The sequence below is a fragment of the Alteromonas sp. MmMcT2-2 genome (assembly GCF_022348305.1).
Lineage (GTDB): Bacteria > Pseudomonadota > Gammaproteobacteria > Enterobacterales > Alteromonadaceae > Alteromonas > Alteromonas macleodii.
In genome coordinates this window covers 21,857-45,650 of sequence record NZ_JAKRFA010000002.1, presented here as the reverse complement: position 1 = coordinate 45,650, position 23,794 = coordinate 21,857, and the positions used below count along the sequence as shown (strand labels likewise).

Here is a 23,794-nt window from a genome sequence, read left to right as displayed (position 1 = left end):
ACCATTAAATTTAGGTAATTGTTTTGGATACTAATTTAGCGTAATCGGTAAATTATCGAATTACCAGCCTAGGTGGCGAGTCCAACCAATAGTACTATTTGCAACTATCTGAATATGAGGGGGTTTCTGAAACTCCTTTATACTAAAGGCTAATAAATTGCTGGGGATAATTATTTGCCGATAGTGCATTTTTAGTGCGTTTTTTGCGCTAATCTTTCGTTTTTGCGTGGTACTGTTCGCCCAATCGTTAAATCCACTTAGTGACAGATCCAATATTGGAAAGCTGGACTGCGCTATATTATCTATAACTAATGTATTCGTTGATTCTTCTGGCCAAAAAGGTGAAATGGCTACGAAAGTGTCTGGATGAAGTTGAGGCTGTTGCTCTACGACGGACAAGTAAGTTGTGGCCAGCATGCCTTGTGCAATGACCATACGGTAGCCTGAATTGTCTTGTAAATAATTATTCAATGCATTGAGTTGTAAACTCAGTGCTGAAGTTGCTGATTCGAAATTGAGATACTGCGTAAGTTGATTACTTCTGGGGTGGATATTTTGGGCTGACATAGACGTAGTTTCAGAGTCTGATATGTCGGTGTTTGTAGATTCAGCAGGTAGGTTCTGCTGGGAAGTGACATTGACCGGCAAATTAAACGGACTTATCACTACATTCCAGCCTTTTTCTGCAAGCATGTTGGCAAGGCTATTTCCCTGCGCGAGCGTAAGGCTAGAGGGAAAAGGCTCGGTGAGTATGATAGCCACACCCAAAGGTAATGGTGTTTGCGCTTCAATTTCAATAATTGGGGATTCAACTTCTCCAATCATCAAAGGTTTCACTTCTCCAGGCAGATAGGCGTGACTAACATCTGTGAAAAAGTCACAGTGAGCTGTCATAGGCAATAGCGAAACAATAACAGCAAATGTTAAAAGGAGAGCGTGCCTTTTCATAAAATGTGGTTTGCCTTTACCTTAATCTGGATCTATTCAGCTTTGACAGCATCAAATTAATTCGTACATCAAGCGTATACGAAGGTTATCGGCAGGGTGCGTTAAAACTAAAATGGAGTCTATTGATAAAGTTGAGTAGCGTTAGAACGCTACTCAATACTTTCTGAGAGCGGCTTTGGGCAAAACGGACTAAAAGGGATGGCGACATTAAAGTGCAGCCAATGCCCAAGTGTCGGGTGCGAAAGACTCAAGCTTTCAGCATGAAGCTGTAAACGAGGCGCCATGGATAACGCTTCTTCATGGGCATAGAGTCTATCTCCCAAAATAGGGTGACCCAAAGCAAGCATATGTACTCGCAGTTGGTGAGAGCGACCGGTAATAGGATAAAGGGCAACGAGAGAATAGGGTCGCTCTTTTTCATCCAGTGTGCGCTCAATGACGTCAAAGTGCGTTACGGCTTTTTTACCGCGCTCGAAGTCTACCATTTGCTTTGGCCTGTTTGGCCAGTCGCAAATAAGGGGAAGGTTAACCTCTCCGCTGTCTTGTTCTACATGCCCATGAACACGTGCGAAGTAGCGCTTTTTAGTTTGACGTAACTCAAACTGTTTCGAGATATGGCGATGGCTATCTTTATTAAGCGCCAGCACCAAAATACCCGAAGTCGCCATGTCTAAGCGATGCACTACTGTGGCGGTGGGGTACACACGGTTCACCCGGCTAATCAGCGAGTCGCGGTGCTCTAATGCTTTGCCCGGAACGCTCAATAGCCCGCTAGGTTTATGCGCAACCACCATGTCCTCATCTTGATACAAAATATCAAGATAAGGTGTCATCGGTGGGTTATAAACAAAACTTGGGTTCGCCATTATGTACTCGTTACTTCACAGTCGCTTTTGAATGTTTAACCTTTCGAGGTTACGGGTTATTTACCACAATACGAATGGCGTCCAGCTGAACATCTGCATCCTGAATTACTTTATCAAGGGCGCTCATTTGCGTTTCAATAAACTCTATTTCGCTGTCACGTACTGCAGGGTTACGTTTTTGAAGATCGCGTAAGCGCTGTATTTCTTCGTTAAGCGTGCTGTGCATGCTGTTAAGTGCGTCGTGTTGCTTTTGGTTGGCTTGCTGATGGGCAAGCTTACGCGCCTTTTCAATGGCAAGCTCAAGCGGCTGTTGCAAGGCTTTTAGAAGTTGAGCCGAGATCTTACGTCCAATTTTACGCTTAACGTCGAAGCTCAATTCAGACGGGTTTCCTTGCGCATCTAAACACACTCGCACGGGCGTTTGAGGTAAGAAGCGACCCAACTGAAGCGCTTTAGGCGCTTGCGCTTGCAGCACAAACAACGCCTCAACCCAATAAGCGCCTTTTGGCAAAGACGGCTCGGCAATGAAGCCCATGCTGCTCTTTCCGTGTACGTCGGTGAGTACTACGTCCATGGCGGTATGCACAAGTGGATGATCCCAGCTTAAAAACTGCACGTTTTCTAGCGTGGTGGCAACACGGCGCTTGTAAGTGACTGTCATGCCTTCTGGGTCAAGACCTGGAAGCTGGCTCACCATCGACTCGGTTGGCATAAGAATAAAGCAGTCATTGCCTTTTTCATCCTGCTGAACACCGATAGCATCGAAAACGCGACCCATAAAGCGCGACAAATCTTGTTCGCTATCAAGGGTAATAATGTCTTCAAGCAGTTGTTCTACGCGGCCTTCACCCGAGGCATTAAGCTCAAGAAGACGATCGCGACCGGCTTCAAGCTGCGCTACGAGCTGGCTATTAAGCGTAACACTCATGTTCACTAGCTCGTCACGCGCGCTCATATCGTCAGGGTGTAAGCACGCACCAATAAGCAGAGGCTTAACGTCGTCGAATACACCAGAGCCCGTGGGGCAGGTCTTTTCGAAGGCATTCAGCCCTTCGTGATACCAATCTAGTAATACGTGCTGCGCGGTTTTCGCTAAATACGGCACGTGAATTTGTACGGTTTGGGTTTGGCCAATACGGTCAAGACGACCAATACGTTGTTCAAGCAGATCTGGCGTGATAGGCAAATCGAACAGCACCAAATGATGAGCGAACTGGAAGTTACGACCTTCGCTACCAATTTCACTACACAGTAGAATTTGTGCGCCGTCTTCCTCATCAGCAAAATAATGAGCCGCTTTGTCGCGCTCCACAATGCTCATGCCTTCGTGGAATACACTGTGGCGAATACCGGTTTGCGTGCGAATAACCTCACCTAACTCTTGCGCTGTACGGGCGCTTGCGCAAATAAGCAGAATCTTTTCTGGCTTAACGCTTTGCATGAAATCAAGCAGCCATTCAACGCGCGGGTCTTGCTTGGTCCAGCTGTTAACCACGCTTGCCATACGTTCAGGATACAGTGAATAGGTTAAGTCGCCGCCGCTCACTGCATCTGAATAAACCTCAGGCAAAGCCAGTTCGTAAGCGCTTAATTTACGCATCGGAAAGCCTTCGATATTGGCGCGGCGGTTTCTAAACAGCATACGACCTGTGCCGTGACAGTCAATAAGTTGATGCAGCAACGCATGGCGATTGTCCGGCGAGCTTAAATCACCCGCATGTTCCATTACGTCAGGCGCGAACTCTGCGAGTTTGCTGCGTTGTTTGTCGTTAGGCTCGGCGTCTGAAAGTAATGGCGCTACCGCATCGGCCAGTTGGCTGTATTTCGATTCTTCATCTAAGAATGCATCGTAGCTATGGAAGCGAGCCGGGTCGAGCAGGCGCAAGCGGGCAAAGTGGCTTTCGTGACCAAGTTGATCAGGCGTTGCGGTAAGCAGTAATACGCCTGGCGTTTGGTTTGCCAGCGCTTCCACACACAAGTATTCGGCAGAGGGAGCCTCACTTGACCACGCAAGGTGATGGGCTTCATCGACAACCATTAAATCCCATCCTGCAGCTTGAATTTGCTGCTGGCGTTTTTCGCTCTTGCTTAGGAAGTCGATACTACAAAGTACTAGCTGGTCGTTTTCAAATGGATTCACAGCGCTCGCGTCAGATGTTTCGTCATCTTGTAAGCCTTCGCTCTTCTCTATAGCCTCGCAACGACTTTCATCGTAAATGGCAAAAGGAAGGTTAACGCGACGAAGCATTTCAACTAACCATTGGTGCATGAGCGAGTCTGGAACCAAAATAAGCACGCGCTCTGCGCGGCCTGTTTTAAGCTGCTGGTGAATAATCAACGCGGCTTCAATGGTTTTACCAAGACCTACTTCATCGGCAAGTAATACGCGAGGTGCGTGTCTGCCGCCTACCTCTGACGCAATGTGGAGTTGGTGCGGAATAAGCGATATGCGCGCACCTGCAAGACCAATGGTGTTTGAACGTAAGTAATCGTATTGATGATCTAAAGCACGCTCGCGCAAATCGAACCATTTAGGGTTGTCTAATTGCTGACTGAACAGGCGCTTTTCAGGTTGGTTCAAGCGAATATGGCTGTCTAGCATGGTTTCAGGTAATCGCGCTTGCGCTTTGGTGTCTTCGCGAAGCCCGTGATAGATGAAAAGATCTTGGCTTTCTTCTTTTTCAGTAATGGTCATTTCCCAGCCGTCTTGGCTTTTGACCGTTTCGCCAATTTCAAAAATTAGTCGCGTAAGCGGCGCATCTTGCTTAGTATACTTTCGCGCTTCGCCTGTTGCTGGATACAACACTTCGACAGAACGGAAGTCGCTACCAATAACGACACCTAACCCCAGCTCTATTTCTGTGTTGCTTAACCAACGCTGACCAACTGAAAATTGACTATCTGAACTCATAAATCACCAACCTATTTTTCGGGGGGCGGTATTGTACGCATTGCGTTGTGATAAGTCATTAATACTAGCTCATTTGATTTGCGGTTGCAGGTGGGGGGATTGAGTACCTATGCCCTGCGTTAACAAGACGATTAGCACTAGTAGGCCTTCTTTGCTTCACAACGAGAATGCTGGTAGCAAAAGAATAAGAACGTTAACGTGCCCATCAGGCTTGCTTTGTCACAGGGTTGGCGTAAAACTGTCGTATCACTGACCATGGATATTTCTTACTGTTAACCGCGTTACGTTTTTAACGTATGTGAAGCGCAGCTAACAGGAGGAAGCGCGAGATGGATATGAAAGTAGACAGTCAAAAGCTTATACAACTTCGCAATGCTAGGGCATGGAGTCAGCAGCATCTGGCAGATGTGTCTGGATTGAGTTTGCGTACTATTCAGCGAATTGAGAAAACACAATCTGCTTCACACGATTCAATAGGCGCACTTGCTTCAGTTTTCGAAACGACGCCCGATGCGCTTTTAATGGGTGAAACCCATGCCACTACAAGTCATGCTCAAGGGCAGCCAACCTCGCAAACTTCTACTGCGGGCGAGAATGCCGCAGCTCATCATTCAATTAAGCTGCAGGGTGACCGGCGAACGTCGTTGAATCCCCAACATGTTCTTTGGATCACGCTAGCGCTCGCCATCAGTTTGTTTGCTGCTATTTATTATGCGCAAACGGTCAATGCGAACAATGGTAGCAACCAAGTAATTGAAGCTGGCAAGCCAGTTAATGTCAGTAGCGAAGTCCTTGAAGGTGCAACAAGCTGGCTGGAACTTATCGACAGCGGAGAATATGAACAAAGCTGGAAAGAGAGTGGGGCTATTTTTAGAAGCGGTATTTCAATAGCTAAATGGACCGAGGCGATGCAGCTAGTCAGGGAGCCATTGGGGGCAGCCAAGTCGAGGGAAATTGCGTTAGCACAAGCGCCAACTTCACTGCCGGGATTGCCTAAAGGAAACTACTTAATTTTGTCGTTCACCACTGACTTTGATTCCCAGACCACAATGAAAGTAGAGACCCTTTCTATGGTGGAAGTTGATGGCGAATATAAAGCAATAGGCTACTTCATTAAGTAGCCTACTCAGGTAACTGGTACAAAGTTTCAATTCCTTGAATGGCTTTGAAAGCATGATCGCTCGTTGCATTGTTGATGGCTTTGATAAGTTCAGGTGCATTGTAGGGCTCTAACAAGGTTAGGAACGTCGCTGTGCCAGGTGGCATGCCACTATTCACTGCTTTTTGAAGTCGCTTCCATACGGTGAACAGCGACTCCTCACCTAACGTTTTTTGTTGCACCACGCTATCGATGGCGCGGTGCATTATCATCCCGCATGAATAATAAAGATTGAAGTGTCCGTTTTTATAAGCACGAGCCAGCGTTGTCTGCGCCAGCCCTTCAGTACAGCTCTCGAAAGCGCGGGTCATTCGGCTTTCAACATAGCTATTGGCGTCTTCGTAGAGGAAGTTCATGGCGATTGCCGCAAAGTAGTCGGCGTTGCCCTCGTGCAGCCAAGACTGCTCCTCGTTTTCTGATACACCTTCGGTACTGCCGGGCTGATATAAATGGGCGACTTCGTGAGCAAAGAACCAAAGTGTTTGGTTAACAAAGCTGCTGTTATTGGCCTGCTCATTTAAGTCTTGTCTGTTCCAATGCATAAATATCTGGTTAGGTAGTGTTCCACCTTGTGTAGAGTGATCGTCTACGTTTGCGTAAGAGGCAAATAACATGGGCTTTTCGCCCTTAAGAGGATTAAGAGAATGGGAGAAAAACGCCATCATGTTGGGTATATCTTCTTCTAGCGAAGCTTTAATGCTTTCAGGAAGCCCGGGATCAATTAGGGCAACCACATCATCGGTAATAATTGGCTGTTGCTTACCCACATACACGACTCTTCCATCATTGTTATCTGTCCACGACACGCTGCTTTTCATTACTTTGCCATTCAACACTATGTGTTCATCACTGGGAACATTGAGTGTCAGGTGCCATTTATTATCTTCTTCAGTACAGGCATTAGCACAAGCAAACAGTCGCCCAGAGTGAAAGGTATTTCCACCATCAGAAAAAGGAGAAAATGGTGCGTAATCTTTACCCAGATGTTTATAGGTGGGCGTCAGTAAAAATGACACGGTAGAGAGGGACTTGCCTGACTTCGAGCGCACAAGTTCTTGGTGTTTGGTGTCATCAAAGACGATTTCTATGTCGTTGTCTTGCGCGAACCAACGTGTTGTTCTTGATGTATCTGGGTTTCTAACAAAAGCCAGCGTTTTGGCTGGCGTAGTTAATGTGTAAGTGACTACCCATTTTTCAGACGTATCAGCCGTGCTTTTCTCAACCTTGATTAGAATAGTAGAAGGGGAAGAATCATTGAGCGCTTGGCTATTCGCCCATGCAATTTCAGCGTTAAAGCACGCCAGTAGCGCTAACGTCACGCTTATGGCCGTTTTTATTTTTGTGATGTTAAGCCAATTCATAGCTGATCTTTCCCTGAGTGTTATTAATTTAAACGCATCCACTTTATTGAGGTGTTGTGGCATTGGGTTAGCACCCGTGTTTAATTCACCGCTTCAACAAATACACCTTAGCCTATTTGGGTATTAAAAACGCAACTAAAGCTGCGCTAACTGTAGTTAAAGTGTGAGCATTTGTTACGAACCAAGTATGCCAGTTTCTTGTTAATGCAGAATGGGAGCGCTGTGCTATCTCATATTACGTGAAGGGACTGCTCTTCGCTTATCACTTGCTCTAACGAAAAATAAAAAAGAAAAAACAGTGCTAAATCTCAAAAACTGGATTATGGTGGAATTAAGGGTTCGCTAATTTAACAAACGAACCTTTGAGGCAGAAAGAGTAGTACTGCTTCTCAGTCGACGCGAGTAGGGGAAGAAGTCCTGTTTCGAGCGGCATTCTCCTACAACCGTAACTGTAGCTTGTTAGCGCGTGCGTTCATAAATGAACAATACGTCTAACCTGGCTTTATTTACCGGAGTGAAGGATGCCAAGAAAAAATTCTACCGATACTAAGATTTACGTCCTCGATACCAATATTCTGCTGCACGAACCTCACGCTTTTCTCTCCTTTAAAGAACATGACGTTGTTATTCCAATGACCGTATTGGAAGAGCTCGACTACATCAAAGACAGCAAAAAAGACGTGGCGCGTGATGCACGGGTATCCATTCGGGCTATGGAGGATTTACTCCACGACGCAACGCCAGAAGATATGCTAGCGGGTGTATCGATGGAAGGGTTGGGCGCGGGTCAAACGGCACCTACAGGGAGTCTATCTATATTCGCCGACCTCAACATGGTTGAGGCTCAGCAAGTGTTTACCAGCAACGAGAATGACAACCGCATTATTAACGTAGCGCTGCACTTGCAAAAGACGTTCGCGCCGCAAAAAGTGGTGTTGGTTACCAAAGACTTAAACATGCGCCTTAAAGCGAAAGGGGCAGGCCTCGCTCATGTTGAAGACTACCGCACCGACCAGCTAATTACTGACATCAAATATCTATCTCGCGGGTTTCATACCTTTGAAGGTAATTTTTGGGACAGCGTAAAAAGCGTGGATAGCCGCAGCGAAGGGCGCGACACCATTCACACTATCCCCAAGTCTATGTTGCCAGAAGCGTATGTAAACGAGTTTTTGCTCGACGAAACGAAACAGTTTGCAGGTTTAGTAGAAGAGATCACCGACGATCATTTAGAGGTGTTGGATTTAGGCTATGAACGCTTGATGGGTCGTCATGCCTGGGGCATCACACCCAAAAATATAGGGCAGGCCATGGCGCTTCATGCGCTGCTAGACCCACACATTGATATGGTTATTCTCACTGGCCCTGCCGGTAGTGGTAAAACGTTACTTGCGTTAGCGGCAGCCCTTGAAATGGTGGTAGAGCGTAACATGTATGACAAAATCATTGTCACGCGAAGCACGCCGGAAATTGCTGAGTCGATTGGTTTTTTACCGGGGACGGAAGAAGAAAAAATGTTGCCTTGGTTGGCAGCAATTACCGATTCTTTGGAAGTACTCCACAAGCACGACGAAAATACCAAAGGGTCTATGAATTACATCATGGAAAAAGCCAACATTCAGTATAAGTCGGTAAACTTTATGCGAGGCCGAAGTATTCAAAATGCGATTGTGATTTTGGATGAGTCGCAGAACTTAACCGCGTCACAGCTTAAAACGATCATCACACGTTGTGGTGAAGGAACGAAGCTGATAGTGGGCGGTAACTTGGCGCAGATAGACAGTAACTACCTGAGCGCAGTGACATCGGGGCTTACTTACTTGGTTGAGAAGTTTAAAGACTTCTCGGGCAGTGCCACCATAAACTTAGACGGCGTGGTAAGAAGTCGTCTTGCGAGTTTTGCTGAAGAGAATCTTTAACCTAAGATAACGCGTAAATTGGTAGTATTGTTTTTATAACAGAATACTGTCCTCACTGTTATACTCCGCTGGTGGGAACTATCGGAGTATAACGTGGCTAAATACGAAGTTTTAGCTCACCAACTTAAAGAGCAGATTGAGCGCGGCGTGTGGGTAGAAAATGAAAAGCTCCCATCGCTTCGCAAACAGGCAGCACAAACAGGCTTCAGCCTAATGACAGTGCTGCACGCCTATCAGATGTTAGAAAGCCAAGGCATAGTCAGCTCCCAAGAACGTTCTGGCTTTCTGGTAACAGCTAAAGCGAGCAATGCCTCAAAAGAGCGTGTACAGGCCACAGAAGCCGTCAGCATTAACGACTTTGTGTATGAAGTGCTGCAGGCCTCTCGCGACCCCCACATGTTCAGTTTAGGATTTGCTTACCCCGACCCAAGCCTTTATCCAAGGCAACATTTAAATAAGTCTATTGCAGCTGCCGCCCAGCAAATTTCCTTGACCAGCGCCATGGATAATTTGCCTCCAGGTAACCTGGACCTCAGAAAAATCATCGCTAAGCGCTATGCCGCCAAAGGCGTGAATATATCGCCTGATGAAATCATTATTACCGCTGGTGCGTTAGAGGCGCTGAACTTGAGTTTGCAGGCATGCACCACACCAGGAGACTGGGTGGTTGTCGAGTCGCCGGTGTTTTACGGAACGCTGCAGGCGCTTCAACGTTTAGGTCTAAAAGCGATTACTGTAACGGTATCACCCAACACTGGATTGGATGTAGCTGCACTTGAGCGCGCATTTAAAAATCATAATGTGAAAGCCTGCTGGCTTATGAGCAACTTTCAAAATCCTGTTGGATACTCATTGAGTGACGTTCAAAAACAGCAGGTGGCCGCGTTACTGGATAAGTATAATGTTGCCCTTATTGAAGATGATGTGTATGCCGAGCTCTATGCTGATAAGCGTCCACCTCTGCCAATTAAGCATTTTATGAAAGAGGGAGATAGTATGTTGTGTTCATCGTTCTCCAAGTCTTTAGTGGCAGGGTACAGAATAGGGTGGGTCGCCGCAGGTAAGCGTGCCCTTGAAATACAAAAACAGCAGCTTATGAGTACATTGGCAACCAGTGCGCCGATACAGCTTGCGCTTGTAGACTATTTATCCACAAAAAATTACGAGTCTCATTTAAAGCAGCTGCGAAAAAAACTCATCGCTCGTAAGAAGACGATAACGGCGCTGCTTACCGACCTTCTATCAGACGTTGCGACTATTCATACACATAGTGGCGGCTATTTTTTGTGGGTGGAAAGCCGGGGGCATGTTGATGCAATGGCTATTTATAAAGAAGCGTTGCGTTTACACATCACCATTGCGCCTGGAAAACTGTTTAGCTTAACCAATGAGTTTAACCATTGTTTTCGTTTAAATGCATCGTTTGCTCTGAATGAAGCGAAGCGCAATCAACTGCTTAAGCTTTCGTTATTTATAAAAAGTCTTTCATAAATAACGTGTTATCAATCTGCGTAACGCAAACCGTAGTTTTTGCACATTATGTATAGGGTGCAGGTTTGAAACAAGAAAAACATTCACCTTAAAAATCTGCGACTTCAAAGCCTACGCCTTAAATATCTGCGCCTTAAAATCTATTGCAACTGATCTATAAAGAAACCCCTAATCTGTTTCTATTTTAACGGCCTTAAATCCCTACCATTAGCGCAAAATTTTCGGAGAAAGCTAATGACGGCAGTTAAAATTCGGCAAGAAGACATCATTGCTTGTACACCCGTAGAAAGCAAAAAAATCTATATCCGTGAGGAAACCGGGCACTTTCAAAAAATACGTCGATACTTGAATGTAGTATTAGTGACGCTGTTTGTTGCGCTCCCCTTTATTCAATACCAAGGACAGCAGGCGATTTTGTTTGACGTGGGGCGTCAAACCCTCACGCTTTTTACATGGGTGTTGTATCCACAAGACCTCATGATTTTTGCCTTTCTGTTTATTCTTGCGGCTTTTGTTTTGTTTTTAGTCACCCGTCATTACGGGCGAGTATGGTGTGGCTTTACTTGCCCTCAAACCGTATGGACTCTCGCTTTCAATTGGGTAGAGCGCCGTATTGAAGGTACGCACAATCAAAGCAAGGCTTTAGATAAGCAGCCTAGCTCACTAACAAAAGTAGTCGTAAAGGGGGCAAAACACAGTGCATGGTTGGCATTAAGCCTTATTACTGCGCTGGTTTTTATGTCTTACTTCTATCCGGCATCTCGTCTATATACGGAGTTTTTCACTTTCTCTGCGCCTGCGTTAATTTCAGGCTGGACAATGTTCTTTGCCGTTTGCACTTATGCCAATGCCGGTTGGCTTCGAGAGAAAATGTGCACGCACATGTGCCCCTATTCTCGCTTTCAAGCTGCGATGTTTGATAACAGTACGTCATTGGTTACTTACAACGAAACCAGAGGAGAAAGTCGCGGACCAAGGAAGCGTTTTTCACAGCACAAAGACTTGGGCGATTGTGTCGATTGTAATTTATGCGTTCAAGTCTGCCCAGCAGGCATCGATATTCGTGAAGGAATTCAGTACGAGTGCATTAACTGTGGCCTGTGTATTGACGCATGCGACAAGGTCATGGCCAAATTTGGCTATCCGCTCAAACTTATCAATTTTTCGCGAGCCGGCAGGAATTCTGGGCGTAAAATCACTAACTATCTTTACGGCGCCGCAATCATTGCCATACTGCTCGCAATGGGCGAGTGGGCTATCGACAGGCAGGACTTCGAAGCTTCAATTAGCCGTGACCGCAACGCGCTTTACAGAGAGAACAACGCGGGACACATTGAAAACACTTATACGTTAACCGTTTTAAATAAATCCCGCGTGGCCAAAACCTATGAAATTGCTATAGAAACGCCATCAGATATGCAGCTTATTAACGTACCGACTATAAACGTAGCACCAGGCGAAAAGCGAAATGTGCCGTTTTCAGTTGAAGCATTGTCGCCAATGGCTAATACCATGCAATCTGTTAGCTTTGTTATTATCGATAAATCTACCAACAGTGTGATTGGCAATGAAGTGATGTTCTATTCAGGGAATAACAGGCAAATGTAGATGAAACTTAATCTACTACTTCCACTTGGTAGCGCCCGGTCACAATGTTGCGCTCTGTATCTTCGGATACTTGCCCGAAAGGAATGAGTGCCGGACCCGTAGGATCATAGAGCACGTAAACGTCGCCATCGTGCTCTATGGTTCGGTCATCTGCCATGGGGGTTAATGCAATTCCAAGCAAGGCATGGTTGGGCAGATAAAGCACAATCATCTTTGTAGTAGGTAAAAAAGCTCTTACCATTGAAGACGCTAATACTGCTTTACTGTCACAGTCCCCTAGGTTCTGCATAAGCACACTTATGGGCGGCGCATACCCAGAGCCATTACTCACTACTCTATCTTCTAACGTGTCGTAAGGGATGCTTTGCAGCCAACTGAGAATTAAAGAAAAATAGGCTCTAGAATCTGACTCAGACGCGACTTTCTCGTAAAACGCTTGAGAAACGGACACCAAAGGTTTTACTGACTCAGAGATGTAACGCAGGTGATCTGGCTTTATGGCACTTTGGTTAAATATGGTCGTAAAGCGCGTGAAGTAATGTTCACGCAAGTAGCTATCGTAAGCGTTTTGCTGTACGTCACGTAAATGCGCTTGAACGTCTTCTATTTTCTCTTCGTCAGTCCCCGACACTTTAATATTAATGGCTTCTCTCAAGGGCTTGATTGTTATTTTTGCGTCCTTGGGGTCGATAGCCTTTGCTGCTTTGGTCAATGCAACAGTCACGTGTCGCTGTGCTATTTTGGGCTTGTAATTTGTCTGCCTGAGCGGCAAATCTTCAATTGACTCAAAGGGAATTTCAAACCTGAGGTTATGTCGCTGCTTCGCACCGTCAATCCATTCGTAATAGAACTGAATGCCGGTATCAGTCTTCTTTCTTTTGAACTCGAGTTGTTCAGAGAGCGCATGCTGAACATGGAAAACCACTAGGATCGTAGCGAGACCAAGGTATCTCGTTACCTTACTAATAAAGCGCCAAATGTTCTTTTTTTTCGAGTTAGTGTGAAGCTTCATTGTTATCGTTGGGGTAACTCAATAATTGATCACTCATTTTGTGAGTATGCGCGTGAAAATGAAAAAAACAAGGTAAAGGCTATTTTGAAGCCTTTGCCTTGGGTCGTGCCAGCCCATTACCCTAGCAAAGGGCAGTGGCCGTTAATAATGCATTGAGAGACCTTGGGATTGTGCTACTTGATTCAAAAACTGTCGATTAGTGGGTAAACCACTGAGTTGTTGCTGAATACTTTGTACATGTTTTGCGTAGGCCTGCCGACGTTCTTAAGCGGAAAGCTGGTACAGAGCCCCTTTATTTACACAAAGGGGCAGGAAGGGATTATTGGTACCAGTTTAGTTCGTCACGTAAACTAACAACTGAACCGACGATAATAAGTGTAGGAGGCTGTAATTGCGCCTCTTCTTGCTTAGCCACAATATTACTCAGCGTGCCTGTTAGTACCGCCTGCTTTTCGGTAGTCGCCGATTGAACTAAAGCGATAGGCGTATTGGCATCAAGACCGTGTTCAATGAGCTTTTCGCAGATAATCGGCAAGCCTGTCAAACCCATATAAAACACAGCGGTTTGATTCTTCTGTGCAAGGGCAGGCCAGTTGAGGTCGATAGTGCCATTTTTTAGGTGACCAGTGGCGAATACCACAGACTGGGCGTGATCGCGATGAGTAAGTGGAATGCCAGCATAGCTAGACGCCCCGCTTGCGGCGGTAATGCCGGGAACTACCTGAAAGTCGATGCCGTGCTTAATGAGGGTTTGAATTTCTTCTCCACCGCGTCCAAATATGAATGGGTCGCCGCCTTTTAGGCGCACTACGCGATTGCCTTTTTTGGCCTCATCAACCATTAGCTGGTTAATGTCGTCTTGAGGAAGCGTGTGATTGCTTTTGGCCTTACCCACGTAGATTTTCTCAGCGTCACGGCGTACAAGCTCAAGAATTTGCGGCGATACTAAGCGATCATAGACTACCACGTCGGCCTTTTGCATTAAGCGCAAGGCGCGAAAGGTAAGAAGATCGGGGTCGCCAGGACCTGCTCCCACCAAATACACTTGCCCTTCTACTTTTTTGTCCTGAGCCGCGGCTTGCAGTGCTAATTCGAATGCATCATCGGCTTTGCTGTCTTGGCCCTTTTCTACCATTTCAGCAATGTCACCATCGAGCACGTCTTCCCAAAAGTATCGACGAGCGGTAACGCCATTAAGCGTTTGTTTTACTTTTTCGCGGAATTTTTCAGAAAATGCGCCAAGTCGACTTAAGTTAGCAGGCAGTACAGTTTCTAACTTTTGACGTAAATATCGAAGCAAAACAGGCGCTACACCACCACTACTCATAGCAATAACGATAGGAGAGCGGTCAACAATAGAGGGGGTGATGAATTGGCAAAGCGGCGTATTGTCCACCACGTTCACCAACACTTTGTTAGCGCGCGCTAAGTCGTGAATATGTTGATTAACATCGCCTTTATCGGTGGCAATGAAGACCATATCTTTATGGGTGAGATCACTATTTTCAAACTCGCGTTCAATAAGTGTCACTTTCTCATTTTGCACCAATTGCTTCACCGTATCGCAAACCCAAGGCGCCACTACAGTGATGGTCGCAGGTGTCTTCATAATAAGCTCTAGCTTACGGGCAGCAACTTCACCAGCCCCAACAATTAGAACATTGAGTTTTCTGGCGTCTAGGAATAACGGAAAGTAATCCATAAAGGTTTTCTTAGCTTCAAATACAAAAAAAGAACTGACACTATTTTGCGCCAATTCTTTTTAATTAGAAAACAACGAAAACAGCCTTTATATTGCTATTAGTTATATAAAGGCTGAATGTATTGCTATTTAGTTCTTACGCTTACGGTTTTCGCGATCTCCGCGATTAGGACGGTCTTCACGATTGCCGCGAGGCGCTCTGTCACCACGGTTACCACGATCGCCACGACCTTTAGCCGGCGGTGTATCTGACCATTCGCGAATATTCAAACGCTGACCAGCAACACGGGTGCCCTGTAGCGTATCGCGCGTTTCCTTAGGCATACCTTCAGGAAGGTCTACCGTGCTGAAGTTGTCATAAATTTCGATAGCGCCAATGTGCTTCGAATTTATGTTTGCTTCATTAGCAATAGCGCCAACGATATTTCCAGGCTTCGCACCATGTACGTGACCTACTTCAATGCGGAAGCGCTGCATGCCTTCTTCAGGCTTGCGGTTTCCACGAGGTATTCTTGGCTTTCTCTCACGACCATCACGGTCACGAGAGTTTCTCTCGCGGCTGTCGCGCTGAGGCTTGCTGTTAATATCTGGACGATCTGATTCTTTAAGTATTAACGGTTCGTCGCCCTGCGCAATTTTAAGCAGGGCTGCCATCAATACTTCAGGAGACGCTTCGTTTTCTTCTTTAATCATCTCAACAATAGGCATTAGTGATTCAATGCTATCGTCTTGGGTTGCTTCGGCAACTGATTGTTTGAAGCGGCTTAAACGTGTTTCATTAATTTCGCTAATTGAAGGAATTGGCATTGCTTCAATAGGCTGCTTGGTGGTTTTCTCAATAGAGAACAACAAGCGCTTTTCGCGATGAGAGATAAATAGGATCGCATCACCTTGACGACCAGCACGACCTGTACGACCAATACGGTGTACGTAAGATTCGCTGTCGTACGGGATATCGTAGTTGATAACGTGGCTTACACGCTCAACGTCAAGACCACGGGCTACAACGTCAGTAGCGACAAGGATATCAATTTTACCCTGTTTAAGTTTTTCAACAGTGCGCTCACGAGCAGCCTGAGGAATATCACCGTTTAGTGGTTCTACGTCGTAACCACGAGCAGAGAGTTTATCTGCTAGTTCAACCGTAGCGGTTTTCGTACGTACGAATATGATCATACCGTCGAACACTTCCACTTCCATGATACGCGTTAGCGCTTCAAGCTTGTGGTGTGGTGCAATTTGGCAATAGCGCTGGCGAATAGTGCTAGCCGTACTTACCTTAGACGCAATTTTAACGTGCTTAGGGTCTTTCAAATAACGCTGAGTAATTTTCTTAATTGGGCCAGGCATAGTAGCCGAGAACAGTGCGGTTTGACGCTCTTCTGGTGCGTGGCTAAGAATAAGTTCAACGTCATCGATAAAGCCCATACGAAGCATTTCGTCAGCTTCGTCTAGCACTAGGAACTTAAGTTCGCTTAAGTCTAGCGTTTTGCGCTTAATGTGGTCGATGATACGGCCTGGTGTACCTACAACAACCTGAACGCCGCGCTTAAGCTGGCGAATTTGGTTGTCGTACGACTGACCGCCGTATACTGGAAGTACTTTAATTTTTTGACTAAAGCTCGCATAAACCTGAAACGCCTCTGCAACCTGAATAGCTAGTTCACGGGTTGGGGCCAATACCAGTAATTGCGGCTTACGTTCTTCAGGATCGATATTTGCCAACATGGGCAGGGCAAACGCAGCGGTTTTTCCTGTCCCTGTCTGTGCCTGACCGAGTAAATCGTGCCCTTCAAGTAAAAGAGGAATACTCTCAGCTTGAATAGGAGACGGTTTCTCGTAGCCAACTTTTTCAAGGGCTTGTAAGATAGGTTCTGGTAAATTGAGGTCTTTAAATGTCATGTCGACAGTTGTGGTCATTAAGGATCCTGGTGCATTAAGTAAGGAGGGTGCGGCATACGATTAAACCGTACTTTTTCGGTTTATTATCGCAAGACGCTATACAGCGATGAACTGGCCTTTCGGGCGAGTTTATGAAGCGTATTCGTAGCGTATTTCGCGATATGCTTGCCAGCAGTGTTGCAAAAAACCATATTATATTCGAATAATGGCAAGGTTGCCACGAAATTGCACAGTTTAGATGAAATAATAGACAGTACACCATGCGCTATTTTCAATGTGTAGCGATGTGACAATAAAAAGTTGAGGTAGGGCAAGGAATTACAATGACAAAAATGAAACCCAATACATTACTTAAAAGCACAACGTTAGCGGTGATGCTGACCAGCGCGCTTTTATCTGGATGTAGTGAAAAATCAATGGAAAGCCATTTAGCAGATGCAAGGAACTACGCCTCTTCTCAACAAATCGACGCCGCCATTGTTGAATATAAAAATGCCATTCAAAAAGCGCCCGATGCCGCAGCACCGCGCTTCGAACTTGGCAAGCTGTACTTGCAGGAAAGTAATTTTTCAGCTGCTGAAAAAGAACTCAACAAGGCAATGGAACTTGGGCATCCTGTTAGCCAAGTCATTCCTCTATTGTCGGTCGCTTACCAACAGTCAGGCGCAGAAAATGCGCTGGCCGAAGTAGATTATCGCGCAGAAGGGATGTCAGCAGTTGAATCAGCCGAGGTGGGTTTTTATAAGCTACAGGCTTTAATGCAGCTAGGTAAAAACGAAGAAGCTCAAACGCTACTGGCTGATTTATCAACCCTAGATACGAGCTCAGTCTATAAAGGCCTTATTGACAGTTATGCCTTTGTTTTAGAGAACGACATGGATGGAGCGCTAGCCGCCACCGAGAAGCTGCGAGAACAAGCCCCCACCAATAAAGACGTGCTACAACAGTTAGCAAAAATTTATCTTCAAAAAGGTGAGCCGAGTAAAGCTGCCGAAGTCTACGGCGTGTATGTGAGTCAGTATCCTGACGACGTAACCAGCAAATTTGCCTATGCAGCGCTACTGATTGAAATAAGAGAGCTCGACAAAGCAGAACCTATTGTAGATGACTTGTTGACCTTAAATGAAAACCATCCGCTGCTTAATACCTTTAAAGGCATCATTGAGTCGGCCAACGAAAATTATGCTAAGGCCCTCGAGCACTTGGAAATTGCCGTTCAAAATGGAAGAAGTGATCAGGTCGTGCGTTTGGTTGCGGGCTTCAGTGCATATCAAATTCAAGACTTTGAAGCGGCACAGCGTCACCTGACAATGGTGGCTTCTAGTCTTCCTGATAATCACCCTGGTCTTCGTATGCTGGCAGACAGCATGCTGCAGCTCGGTGAAAATGATGAAGCGCTTGAAGTATTAGCGAGGGTAGAAGGCGAGCAAGGTATTGATGCCGCACTATTCTCTAAGGCAAGTTATCAGCTTTTAAAAGACGGTAACGTAGTCGGTGCACAGCAAATGGTGGCAAAGTCTGAAGCGGTGAGTACCACGGCAGAAGACTTATCTCGCTTAGGTGTTTTGCAGTTATCACTAAATGATATTGATGGCTTAGTTAATCTTGAACAAGCCGTAGAGCAGTCGCCAGAGTCTGTGACGTCACAGGCTACATTACTTCGCGCCTACATTGCTACTAGTCAGCTTGAAAAAGCAAAAAGTGCGGCGAAAGAGTGGCATGAACAGTCACCTGAAACTGCAGCTCCGCTTATTTACCTAGGGAATATTGCGACGGCAGAGGGAGCCTACCAAGAGGCCGCCCAATATCTAGATAAAGCTAGCGAGTTAGAAGGTGCAAAGAATGAGGTGTTTTACTCTCGCGCTAAATTACTGGTAGCCGAAGGTAAAAACGATAACGCGATTTCCTTTGTTCGCGCCTTTATTGATAAGAACCCCGCCGATGTACAGGCGCTAGCGCTATGGTTTGCCCTCGCAATGGAAAAGGGGAACGCACAGGACGTTATCAAGCATACTCAAACACAGTTCAACACCAATAAAACAAATCTGAACTTAAGACTTCTTCTTGCAAGAATGTACTCGTTGAACAGTCAGCTTGATAAAACGGTTTCGCTTTTGTCAGATGTCGAAGGTAATGAAGCGTCGCCACAAGCGTTTTGGAACTTAAAGGGTCAAGCGCTTATTGCCACCAACAATGTAGAAGACGCGACAGCGTTTTTTGATCGTTGGCTATCGTTTTACCCGCAAGATAAAAATGCGGTATTGGGTAAGTTGTTGATTGTCGACTCTCAAAAGCAATTTGATCAGGGGCTGACGTTAACCAATAAGGTGTTGGCTAAACGTCCAGATGCACAGTTAACCTTATTGAAAGCTTACTTTCACAGCCGACTTGGGCAGGCTAAACCTGCATGGGAAATCATTAATAGCACGGCCGATGATGTTAAGGCTCTGCCTTTCGTTAGAGGCGTAATAGCGCGCTTACATCTTATCGATAAAGCGCCTGAGCAAGCTGTAGAGCATGCCAAAGCCGCCTATGACGCTACGCCTAACTCAGACAACGCTTTGTTGTTGATAGCGGCGCTTGAGATGTCGGGTAAAAAAGCTCAGGCATTTACGTTTCTTGAAAAACACGTTCAGGCGCACAGTAACGACATTCCAAGTGCCATGCTGTTAGCAGAGCGTCAAATCGGCAAAGACAGAGCAGCAGCCATTAAAACCTATGAGCAGGTGCTAACTAAAACACCGGATAACTTTGTTGTCTTAAACAACTTAGCGTATTTGGCGTTTGAAGATAAAAACCTTACTCGAGCTGAAGAACTCGCTAAAAAAGCCGTATCACTGCAACGTGAGAACGCTGACGCAGTAGATACGCTAGCGCAAATTTATGTGGCTAAAGGTGATAAAGCCGCAGCCCTGAAACTGTATGAAGAAGTTTCTGCACGTCCTATTGCGAACGACGATGTGTATTTAAATCACGTGAGTGTGTTGCTTGAACTCGATAAAAAAGCGCTTGCCTCGCGCAAGCTAGCAAGTCGAGAGTTTAAATCTGAAGCTGCAAAACAAAGGGCTGAGTCGCTTAAGCAGCAGTACGGGCTTTAGGCTCGTATAGCTTACTTATACCTTAGCTTAAATCTAAACATTCCATTTGCGAGAAACGAAAAAGGCCACATCAATGTGGCCTTTTTCAATCATGCTATTGGAGCAAAACGCGCCTAGCTGGTTTTGCTTACCGTGCTATGCTCGTTATTAGCAGTAATCTGCGCCTTTAGCTCTCGTAGTTCTTTCATTACATCTTGAAGGGTTGGCTCTACGTTTCCTTGTGCAATTTGCTCTTCAAGTAAAGCGGCTTCTTTTTCTGCTCGTGCTTTTTCGTTTTCTCTTTCCATCACGTTAACCACGATCCCAATCACCATGTTCAAGAACGCGAACGCAGTAAAGAAAATAAAGGTAAGGTAGAAAATCCAGCTTAGCGAGTAAACCTCCTGAGTCTCGTACATTACATCGGTCCAATCTTCGAATGTCATAATTCTAAAGAGCGTTAGCATCGAGATAGTGATATCGCCCCACAGCACGGGATTGATGGTTTCGAATAAAGTACTACCTATAGCTGCGTATATGTAGAAAATGATAAACATCAACAGCATGACATATGCTAATTGGGGCAGTGCTTTAACCAAAGAAACTAATAAGATCCTGAGCTCGGGAATGATCGAAATCATACGCAATACGCGGAACACACGCACCAAACGGGCGATGAGTGCCAGTTCGGTATCGTCTGCCGGAATGAGACTAATAACCACAATCAGTGTGTCAAACCAGTTCCAAAAGCTCTTGAAAAAGTAGCGTTTACGTTTTTCAGCCAAAAATCGTATGGTGATCTCTGTCAGGAAGAATGCACTGATAAACCAATCTAAGAATAACGTGACGGATGACATGCCTGCTGGCAATTCATAGGTTTTGGCACCTACGAGAAGCGCTGAAATAACGATAACGCTAATTACAAAGGCTTCGAACCATTTATTGGCTCGAATGCGCTCAAATTTATTTTGAAGTTCAGAGGCTTGCATTTCTATTTATCACTCAAAGAAAAACCATATAACCAAAGGGCTTGTGGTAAGCGCGATTGGCGGTATACTAAATAATCAGTAGTGCTGAATAAAGGCACTTATTGCTTACAAATGTAGGGGCACAAAAGGCGTTTTAAAACCTGTGTCGCCACACGTGACCTAAACGTTTATCTAGCCAAATACATAGGCTTAAAAATAAAGGGCATAATCATGGATGATGAATTACAGTTGTTGCAAGAGAAATTGCATATCGTGGCTGAACGCCTATCTAATTTCGCGCCAACAAAACAAAATGCTGAAGCCTTGCGCGCAGAATATCGCCAACTGCTCAGTGCACTAAAAAGATTTACGCCCGCGGCGTAGCATTCCTTTCTCATCACCGTTTGGATAGAGCCTGCTTTTGCTATTAACTAAGTAAAACTAGTAGGCATAAAAAAGGGCAGCATAGGCTACCCTTTCATTCTTTTGACAGCGCTTGGCGCAATCAACTACTCAATGTTAGCCATTGGTTTTGGTTTCTGCTGGCTTAAGACCACGGTTGATCATAGCCACATCTTCACCTGTCAATGTACCTGCCGCTTGCTTAAGCGTAACCACTGACTGAATAAAGTCATAGCGTGCGCCCGCAAGGTTACGACGTGCATCAAACAAGTTACGGGTGCTGTCCAATACGTCAACAATAGTACGAGTACCTACATCAAAGCCCGCTTCTGTGGCCTTAAGTGCGCTATCTGCAGACACCACTGACTGCTCAAGAGCGCGAATAGTAGAGATAGACGCTTTTACGTTATTAAACGAGCTGCGAACTGACTGTACCGTTTGACGATACGTCTGCTCTGCAGCTTGGCTGGCCGCTACGTAGTTGTACTTCGCTTGCGACGTTTGCGCGCTTACGCTACCGCCTTGATAGATTGGAACGCTGAGCGTTACACCTATTGACTTACTATCAAGGTACGGTGTGTCGTAAGCAATGGGTGCGGTTTGACCATCATCAGTAATAAACTCACCTTCAACATCGTCTTTCGAGCGGCCATATCGACCCGACAATGCCAAGGTTGGTAAGTGGCCTGAACGTGCAATGGCGATGTCCTCTTTTGCCACGTCCATGGCCAAACGGTCAACTAATAATGCAAGGTTTTTGTCTTGTGCGGTTTCTAACCAGCTGTCAACGGTTGCTGGAACCGGCATAGTCGCAGAAAAGTTTTCTGTATTTAAGCCGAATAGACGATCGTGGTATTTTCCGGTAATTACACGAAGTGCTTCAAGGGCAAACTCAAGCTGATTTTTTGCCTGTATTTCCTGTGCTACTGTACTGTCGTAATTTGCTTGTGCTTCATGCACGTCAGTAATGGCTGTTAAACCCACTTCGAAGCGCTGGCGTGTTTGTTCAAGCTGTCGCTCAATAGCGCGTTTCTCTGACCCTACGAACTCCACATTGTCACGGGCGCGTAATACGTCAAAGTAAGCTGTAACGGTACGCACTATGACGTCTTGCATACTAGCGGCAAGTTGTGCGTCGCTTTGCTCTGCCACTTTCTCTGCTCGGTCTAAACCCAACCAGTTCGCGTGGTCATACAAAGACATTGATAAGGAAATTCCGTAATCAATAGTGTCGACAGTGGTATCAGTTGTAAAGATTGTATCTGGCCCAAGTTGCTGAAAACGTTCAGACTCCGAGTGCGTATAACCCACTGAGCCAGAAATTTGGGGTAGTAGGCTTGCGCGGCTAAGACTGATTCCTTCGAACGCAGCATCACGTTGCGCTTTCGCCTGGTTTACCAATGGATCGTTCGCCAGTGCTTGTTGATATACCTGCATTAGGTCATCGGCTAGTGCACCAGTTGTCATCGAAACACCGATAACTAGCGACAGAAGTGTTCGTTTCATGCTTACGTCTTCCTGTTGTGTTCAAGTTGCGTCGTCGTTTATTCGTTGAGACGACTTATTAAAACCAAGTGTATGAAAATTCAACCACAAACCGAAAGTCCAAACTCGTAACAGTATTCGATTAACTGTAACAGAATATGTGATCTACCCACGCAATTATTATAGTAATAGACGACTTGTAATATGAGTTTTCTGTTATTCGCTCACACGCCGTATCGCATTTTTCATGCGTATACATGGTTGGTGTGTAAATGTACTATGTATGATAAATCTATTTGAACCATAAGTGTCAGCAAATGAGCAAGGAATTCCTTTCATTTACCTCAAATGACGTCGAAATCACCGACATTAAGCCAGTGTATCGTGGTTTCTTTACCATGAATCAGTATCAATTTAAGCACAAGTGTTTTAATGGAGAATGGAGCGATACGGTCACGCGAGAAATATTTGAACGTGGTCATGCGGTGGGGGTCTTACCCTACGATCCTGAACTCCAAGAGTTTGTGCTCATTGAGCAAGTTAGAATTGGGGCATTAGCCACATCTTCAAGCCCTTGGTTAATAGAAATTATCGCGGGCATGATCGACCAAGGAGAAACACCGGAGTCCGTATGTCATAGAGAGTCGATGGAAGAGGCAGGTATTACCCTAGATAAATTAACCAAAGCGCTGAGTTATTTATCGAGCCCGGGCGGCACGACCGAAAGATTACACATTTTTATAGCAAAGACTGATGCTAGCCAAGCGCAAGGCATTCACGGCTTAGAAAGCGAGTCTGAAGACATTAAAGTACACCGAATAAAAGAAAACACCGCCCTTGAATGGTTGGAAAATGGCCATATTGACAACGCCGCAGCGGTAATTGCGCTACAATGGTTCTTTATGCACAAAACACAACTTCTGGAGCAGTGGCAGACATCGTGACACAACGTAATCAACGAAAATACGTACCTCATCTTCCTT

Annotated in this window: 16 protein-coding genes; 7 read left to right on the top strand and 9 right to left on the bottom strand. The window is 45.6% G+C overall.

From position 1 onward, the window contains the following. Positions 1-60: 60 nt before the first annotated feature. The 3 genes from MHM99_RS02350 to rapA all read right to left on the bottom strand — a co-directional run bounded on the left by MHM99_RS02350 (position 61) and on the right by rapA (position 4,725). Positions 61-948: a DUF3530 family protein gene (locus tag MHM99_RS02350; protein ID WP_187447288.1), complete on the bottom strand. Its 888-nt coding sequence runs from the start codon at positions 946-948 to the stop codon at positions 61-63. A gap of 149 nt (positions 949-1,097) precedes the next feature. Further along, positions 1,098-1,814 carry a bifunctional tRNA pseudouridine(32) synthase/23S rRNA pseudouridine(746) synthase RluA gene (rluA, locus tag MHM99_RS02345; RefSeq protein WP_014975619.1) on the bottom strand — a complete coding sequence of 239 codons (717 nt, stop codon included), beginning with the start codon at positions 1,812-1,814 and terminating at the stop codon, positions 1,098-1,100. Between the two features lie 49 nt (positions 1,815-1,863). Continuing rightward, positions 1,864-4,725, bottom strand: a complete 2,862-nt coding sequence (gene rapA / locus MHM99_RS02340; protein ID WP_239217999.1) for an RNA polymerase-associated protein RapA — start codon at positions 4,723-4,725, stop codon at positions 1,864-1,866. 329 nt (positions 4,726-5,054) lie between these two features. Here rapA and MHM99_RS02335 point away from each other — a divergent pair, with 329 nt between their 5' ends. After that, the gene (locus MHM99_RS02335; protein ID WP_239217997.1) at positions 5,055-5,846 is read left to right on the top strand and encodes a DUF4019 domain-containing protein; all 792 of its coding nucleotides are present in this window, start codon (positions 5,055-5,057) and stop codon (positions 5,844-5,846) included. Between the two features lies 1 nt (position 5,847). Here the strand turns inward: MHM99_RS02335 and MHM99_RS02330 are convergent, their stop codons facing one another. Then, a complete protein-coding gene (locus MHM99_RS02330) occupies positions 5,848-7,245 on the bottom strand; it encodes a hypothetical protein (RefSeq protein WP_239217995.1) in 1,398 nt (465 codons plus the stop codon). A gap of 521 nt (positions 7,246-7,766) precedes the next feature. On the opposite strand from MHM99_RS02330, the gene MHM99_RS02325 reads away from it, so the two are divergent. From MHM99_RS02325 to ccoG, 3 genes are all read left to right on the top strand, one after another. Beyond that, the gene (locus tag MHM99_RS02325; protein WP_014978266.1) at positions 7,767-9,164 is read left to right on the top strand and encodes a PhoH family protein; all 1,398 of its coding nucleotides are present in this window, start codon (positions 7,767-7,769) and stop codon (positions 9,162-9,164) included. Between the two features lie 93 nt (positions 9,165-9,257). After that, positions 9,258-10,655, top strand: coding sequence for a PLP-dependent aminotransferase family protein (locus MHM99_RS02320; RefSeq protein WP_239217993.1), 1,398 nt, complete (start codon positions 9,258-9,260; stop codon positions 10,653-10,655). A 234-nt stretch (positions 10,656-10,889) separates the two neighbouring features. After that, positions 10,890-12,263 carry a cytochrome c oxidase accessory protein CcoG gene (gene ccoG, locus MHM99_RS02315; RefSeq protein ID WP_168462863.1) on the top strand — a complete coding sequence of 458 codons (1,374 nt, stop codon included), beginning with the start codon at positions 10,890-10,892 and terminating at the stop codon, positions 12,261-12,263. A 7-nt stretch (positions 12,264-12,270) separates the two neighbouring features. Here the strand turns inward: ccoG and MHM99_RS02310 are convergent, their stop codons facing one another. From MHM99_RS02310 to MHM99_RS02300, 3 genes are all read right to left on the bottom strand, one after another. After that, positions 12,271-13,275, bottom strand: coding sequence for a hypothetical protein (locus MHM99_RS02310; RefSeq protein WP_239217991.1), 1,005 nt, complete (start codon positions 13,273-13,275; stop codon positions 12,271-12,273). Positions 13,276-13,594: 319 nt separating this feature from the next. Continuing rightward, complete coding sequence (gene cysG, locus MHM99_RS02305) at positions 13,595-14,977, bottom strand: siroheme synthase CysG (protein WP_239217989.1); 1,383 nt, start codon at positions 14,975-14,977, stop codon at positions 13,595-13,597. A 129-nt stretch (positions 14,978-15,106) separates the two neighbouring features. Beyond that, entirely contained in the window at positions 15,107-16,897 is a 1,791-nt protein-coding gene (locus MHM99_RS02300) for a DEAD/DEAH box helicase (RefSeq protein WP_239217987.1), read from the bottom strand. Positions 16,898-17,202: 305 nt separating this feature from the next. Between MHM99_RS02300 and prsT the strand changes: the two genes are divergently transcribed. Beyond that, a complete protein-coding gene (gene prsT / locus MHM99_RS02295; protein WP_239217985.1) occupies positions 17,203-19,977 on the top strand; it encodes an XrtA/PEP-CTERM system TPR-repeat protein PrsT in 2,775 nt (924 codons plus the stop codon). 113 nt (positions 19,978-20,090) lie between these two features. Here the strand turns inward: prsT and MHM99_RS02290 are convergent, their stop codons facing one another. Further along, positions 20,091-20,945, bottom strand: coding sequence for an ion transporter (locus tag MHM99_RS02290; protein ID WP_014948203.1), 855 nt, complete (start codon positions 20,943-20,945; stop codon positions 20,091-20,093). Positions 20,946-21,155: 210 nt separating this feature from the next. Between MHM99_RS02290 and MHM99_RS02285 the strand changes: the two genes are divergently transcribed. Next, a complete protein-coding gene (locus tag MHM99_RS02285; protein WP_014978274.1) occupies positions 21,156-21,308 on the top strand; it encodes a hypothetical protein in 153 nt (50 codons plus the stop codon). Positions 21,309-21,443: 135 nt separating this feature from the next. Here the strand turns inward: MHM99_RS02285 and tolC are convergent, their stop codons facing one another. Continuing rightward, positions 21,444-22,832, bottom strand: a complete 1,389-nt coding sequence (gene tolC / locus MHM99_RS02280) for an outer membrane channel protein TolC (RefSeq protein WP_239217984.1) — start codon at positions 22,830-22,832, stop codon at positions 21,444-21,446. A 296-nt stretch (positions 22,833-23,128) separates the two neighbouring features. Between tolC and nudF the strand changes: the two genes are divergently transcribed. Then, the gene (nudF, locus tag MHM99_RS02275) at positions 23,129-23,755 is read left to right on the top strand and encodes an ADP-ribose diphosphatase (protein ID WP_187447277.1); all 627 of its coding nucleotides are present in this window, start codon (positions 23,129-23,131) and stop codon (positions 23,753-23,755) included. The last annotated feature ends 39 nt before the right edge of the window (positions 23,756-23,794 follow it).